Genomic DNA, 2,257 nt, shown 5'->3' on the forward strand with positions numbered 1-2,257 from the left:
CGGCTGCGGGTGTGGGCACTGGCCTGCCCGGGGGCTGGCTCGAGGACTTGTGTTCGTACTTTGTCTGCCATGGCCACCCCTCTCCTAGAGCTTGCCGGGAGTCGAGGCGTCTGCTTCCCGCTGCGTGCCCGTCGGTTACCCCCGCCACCCTGTCCAGAGGTCTCGAGGCACCCGCCGTATGGGGCTTCTGCCGTCTTGAGCAGGCATGGTCCTGGAGCTCCGGTCGTCCGGAGAGCGCGAACATGCTACGGGGGCCTTACCTCGCGGCGGGGGACCGCTTCACCGTGCGGGTCGGGGGCGTCGTTGTCGGCATTGGGAAGGTGGCGGTGCAGGACGCGTGGAGTCGGGGCGGCCCGCGGCAGGAGGGCCGGAACGCCGGCCACAAACGACGGTTCGCGGCGCTCGAGGGGGAGCGCTCGCTGACTGTCCAGACGCGGCGAAGATCGCACGCGAATCGCGAAGGACGGTTCCGTAGAAGGCTTGGGGCGGAGAGCGCCAGACGCCTCAGCTCCGGTTGGACTCGATCCATCCGTGGCGGCGTACGCCGGCGTCCTGCCGTGTGCCGCGGTCGACCACGGTGAACCCCGCCGCGGTCATCACGCCCGCGAGCTCATCTACCGGCCAGTACCACGCCGTGGTGACGGCGTGATCGAAGGCCTCCACCTGGTCTGACGCGAAGAAACCCAGCAGCAGTGACCCGCCAGGGCGCAGCGCCTGGTGTGCGCGCTGCAGGAGGGCAGGCATCTCCACCGGCGGCGTGTGGATGATTGAGTACCAGCCCAGGATCCCGTTGAAGGCGGCTACGGGCAGGGTCTGGAACGAGCCCGGCTCCACGCCTACCTCCGGGTGGGTTCGGTGTGCGTGGGTGACGAACTCTTCGACCGGCTCGATGCCCGTCACCTCATGGCCCAGCGAGGCCAGGTGCGCGGTCCAGTGGGCCGGACCGCAGCCGACGTCGGCCAGAACCCCATCCACCCGGTCGGCCCAGGCTTCGACCAGCAGCCTGTCGTCCTCGGCCACCGCGTCCATGGTGCCCAGCAGCTTGGTGTACTCGTCCGCGCGGGCGCCATAGGCGGCCGGGCTGGTGGAAAGTCCTTCCCGGGCGGCGTCGTCAGGGGTCACCGCTGCCCCTCCGCTGGCGCGAGGAGCTGCCAGAGCTCGTGGTCCTGCCAGCGGCCGGCGATCCGCAGGTACTGCGGGGCCAGGCCGTACCGCTGGAACCCGCGGTGTTCCAGCACGCGGCGGGAGGCGTGGTTGTGGGGGAGGATCTCAGCCTGCACCCGGTGCAGTCCGAGCTCGCCGAAGGCGATCTGCAGGGCCTGCCCGACGGCGGCGGTCGCCACGCCGCGTCCCGTCGCCTCAAGCGCGACCCAGTAGCCGATCGAGCAGAACTGCCCGGCCCCGCGGACCACGCTGGCCAGGGTGAGACGACCGAACAGGTGCCCGGTGTCGTCGGTGATGACGAAGGCGTAGGAGCGGTCGGCGGCCCGGTCACGGTCTGCCTGTTCAAGGGCCTCGCGCTGCCCGGCCTCCGTGAACCAGTGGGCGGGGCGCTTCGGCTCCCACGGGGCCAGGTGCGCGCGTTGGCTCCGTGCCAGGGCGGCGAGGGCCTCGGCGTCGTCGAGGACGGCAGGGCGCAGACGGACGGGCATGGATCGAGCGTAGCGACCGTGGTCCCGCGCGCCGGTCAAGCGAGGGGCAGGAGGAGTCGGTGTCAACCCTTCAGAACCTGATCGGCGTATGAATCAAATTGGCGCGTTTCTGAAATCTTCGTTGCATCTCGACACCCGAGTCGGTCCCTCTGGACCGGCGCAGGCGCTGACGTCGGGGTCATGGTCCCGCACTCCTGAACACTGTTCAATGAACACTGTTAGAGTCCGTCGGGTCAGACCCACCCGGGGCCGAGCCCCGCCCACACCGGAGAGGCCCGCATGACCGCCACCCAGGACGCCCCCGCCGTCGACCCCCGCCCCGCCGCCCTCGACCCCGAGGCCCTCGTGGACCGCATCGAGGCGGGCCACCGCCTCACCGCTGAGGAGGCCGTCGCTGTGCTGGACGCCCCGGACGCGGACACGTTCCGCATCGTCGCGGCGGCCTCGCGCCTGCGCGAGAAGCACTTCGGCCGCACGGTCAAGGTCAACTACCTGGTCAGCCTCAAGACCGGCCTCTGCCCGGAGAACTGCACCTATTGCTCCCAGCGGCTCGGCACCGAGGCCGAGATCCTGCGCTACACGTGGCTCAAGCCGGAGGAGGCCGT

2 protein-coding genes and 1 pseudogene are annotated in these 2,257 nt (G+C 70.5%); 1 reads left to right on the top strand and 2 read right to left on the bottom strand.

Going from position 1 to position 2,257, the window contains the following annotated elements; translation table 11 throughout:
* Positions 1–504: 504 nt before the first annotated feature.
* Complete coding sequence (locus AB0N07_RS50345; RefSeq protein WP_365847636.1) at positions 505–1,122, bottom strand: class I SAM-dependent methyltransferase; 618 nt, start codon at positions 1,120–1,122, stop codon at positions 505–507.
* Positions 1,119–1,652, bottom strand: coding sequence for a GNAT family protein (locus tag AB0N07_RS50350; protein ID WP_365847638.1), 534 nt, complete (start codon positions 1,650–1,652; stop codon positions 1,119–1,121). Before AB0N07_RS50350 ends, AB0N07_RS50345 begins: the two co-directional genes overlap by 4 nt.
* 279 nt (positions 1,653–1,931) lie before the next feature.
* On the opposite strand from AB0N07_RS50350, the pseudogene AB0N07_RS50355 reads away from it, so the two are divergent.
* A pseudogene (locus tag AB0N07_RS50355) lies at positions 1,932–2,257 on the top strand (hypothetical protein); the annotation flags it as partial.

Origin of the sequence: Streptomyces sp. NPDC051172, assembly GCF_040682555.1 — a bacterium.
GTDB lineage: Bacteria > Actinomycetota > Actinomycetes > Streptomycetales > Streptomycetaceae > Streptomyces.

What these genes read in the sequence shown, in the direction of transcription:
- AB0N07_RS50350 (WP_365847638.1), bottom strand. Translation starts at nt 1,652, where the DNA reads ATGCCCGTCCGTCTGCGCCCTGCCGTCCTCGACGACGCCGAGGCCCTC.